Source organism: Ferruginibacter sp. (assembly GCF_031430955.1).
In the GTDB taxonomy this organism is placed as follows: domain Bacteria; phylum Bacteroidota; class Bacteroidia; order Chitinophagales; family Chitinophagaceae; genus Ferruginibacter.
On the sequence record NZ_JANPCM010000453.1, the window covers coordinates 1 to 2,381 of the forward strand.

Below are 2,381 nucleotides of genomic sequence, written 5' to 3' on the forward strand. Positions count from 1 at the left end.
ATTTTGGAATTAGGCACTTCCTTCGGCATTACTACTGCATATCTTGCCGCAGGCAATAAAAACGCAAATGTATTTACCTGCGAGGGCGCAAAAAATATTGCCGCCATTGCACAACAAACATTTGAAGATTTAGAACTTAAAAATATTACCCTTACCAAAGGTAATTTTGAAAATACTTTGCCTGCACTCTTAACCCAAATAAAAAATATTGATTTGGCTTTTGTTGATGGCAATCACCGTAAGGAGCCCACACTTAAATATTTTCAGCAATTATTAAACTATTCAAACCCTCAAACACTGCTCATTTTTGATGACATCCACTGGAGCGCCGAAATGGAAGCAGCCTGGGAGCAAATTAAACAACATCCGCAGGTAACACTTACTATCGATCTTTTTTTTGTTGGCATTGTCATCATTAATCCTGCAATAAAAGAGAAGCAGCATTTTATAATAAGGTATTAATTATGCAAATTTTATTAGGCGTAATTTTTGTTACCTTCGTTATAATTATTTTATCTTATGACAATCGGCGTTTTAAAAGAACCAGCTCACGAAACCAGAGTTTCTTTATTACCTGAACATGTTACCCTTTTAAAAAAATGGAATGTAAATGTTTTAGTAGAAACTACTGCAGGCGTAAATGCTTTTGCAAACGATAATAAATATGCAGATGCAGGTGCCACCCTCAGCAGCAGGGCAGAAGTAATGCAAAACAGCGATATTGCCTTAAGCATACATCCGCCATTGCCCGGCGATATTGGTTACAAAACAGCCAATATTTTATTAGGCATTTATCAACCACTATTTACGGCGCAACAAATGAAAGAGTGGTCTACAAAAGGGCTTACTGTTTTTAGTATGGATATGTTGCCCCGTACCACAAGAGCACAAAGTATGGATGTGCTGAGCAGCCAGGCAAATATTGCCGGGTACAAAGCAGTATTACTGGCAGCCAATTTATTTCCCAAATATTTTCCGATGTTTATGACGGCAGCGGGCAGTGTGCCTCCTGCAAAAATGCTGATATTGGGCGCAGGTGTTGCAGGGTTACAGGCTATTGCCACTGCAAAAAGATTGGGTGCAGTGGTAGAAGTATTTGATACCAGGCCAGCAGTAAAAGAAGAAGTGCAAAGCCTTGGCGCAAAATTTATTGAAGTAGATGGCGCTGCAGATGCCAGCAAAGCCGGTGGTTATGCAGTGGAGCAAACGGAAGAATTTTTACAAAAACAAAAAGCAAAAATTGCAGAAAGTGTCGCAAAAGCAGATATCATAATCACCACCGCACAAATACCCGGTAAAAAAGCGCCGGTGTTAATTACAGCGGGTATGATAGCTGCTATGAAAAATGGCTCGGTAATTATAGACCTTGCGGCAGCAACAGGCGGCAATACCGAATTGACTAAAAACAATGAAATTATAATTTGTAATGGTGTGAGTATTGTGGGCAATTCTTTTTTAGCGGCTACTATGCCTAGTGATGCCAGTAAACTATACGGTAAAAATATTTTGAACTTTTTGCAATTAATTATTAACAAAGAAGGTAATTTAAATTTAAATTTTGAAGATGATTTAGTAAAAGGTACTTGTGTAGTACATGGTGGCGTGGTTATAAATGAAAAGGTTTCTATGCTGGTGGCAACGGGGAGTTAAGAGTTAGGAATTTGTAATTTGGAATTGAGTTTTAAACCCCGTCCCGATTTTTTTCGGGATTGTAAACCCTGTCGGCGGTTAATGATAAAAAAATCTATCAAAAATATTTTTTAAAAACTTTAATAAATAAAAAAATGTTACAATGGATATCCGCTAACCAGCAAATTATCTACATCGTTATACTGATGATTTTTGTTGGCATAGAAGTTATTGGCCGTGTGCCAAGTGTATTGCATACGCCATTAATGAGTGGTGCTAATGCCATACACGGGGTTGTGGTTATTGGTGCTATAATTGTAATGAGCAAAGCAGCAGCAGATAATTATTTAGCATTGATATTAGGATTTTTAGCAGTAGTGCTGGGCACTATAAATGTGGTGGGTGGTTTTGTGGTAACGGATAGGATGCTGGAAATGTTTAAGAAGAAAACGCCCCCTCTATCTCCCCCAAAGGGGGAGGAAACCAAGTAGAATAGAGCGGTGATTGATGTTATTCAAATTTTATTGATTTAAATTAAACACTAAAAAATATTTTTTAATCTACTACACAATCTTCCCCATTTCCCACTCTGCCAGCTGGCGAAAGGATAGGTGGAGCCAAAATTATGGAATCAAACATACTCACACTCTGCTACCTCATCGCTTCCGTAACATTTATTATCGGGCTAAAAATGTTATCCAATCCTGCAAGTGCACGTAAAGGAAATTTACTGGCCGCAGCAGGAATGACCA

The 2,381-nt window shown here is 38.2% G+C and carries 3 protein-coding genes; all 3 read left to right on the forward strand.

Translation table 11 applies throughout. From position 1 onward, the window contains the following. On the forward strand, window positions 1-462 hold a 462-nt coding region (locus ACY65O_RS12520), incomplete at its 5' end, for an O-methyltransferase (protein ID WP_462221194.1). Between the two features lie 57 nt (window positions 463-519). Further along, entirely contained in the window at window positions 520-1,650 is a 1,131-nt protein-coding gene (locus ACY65O_RS12525; RefSeq protein ID WP_462221195.1) for a Re/Si-specific NAD(P)(+) transhydrogenase subunit alpha, read from the forward strand. A 134-nt stretch (window positions 1,651-1,784) separates the two neighbouring features. Continuing rightward, window positions 1,785-2,120, forward strand: a complete 336-nt coding sequence (locus ACY65O_RS12530) for an NAD(P) transhydrogenase subunit alpha part 2 (protein WP_462221196.1) — start codon at window positions 1,785-1,787, stop codon at window positions 2,118-2,120. Window positions 2,121-2,381 lie beyond the last annotated feature (261 nt).

Bases quoted from the DNA above. Each gene is read 5' to 3' on its own strand.
- ACY65O_RS12525 (WP_462221195.1), top strand. From the start codon at position 520: ATGACAATCGGCGTTTTAAAAGAACCAGCTCACGAAACCAGAGTTTCT.
- ACY65O_RS12530 (WP_462221196.1), top strand. From the start codon at position 1,785: ATGTTACAATGGATATCCGCTAACCAGCAAATTATCTACATCGTTATA.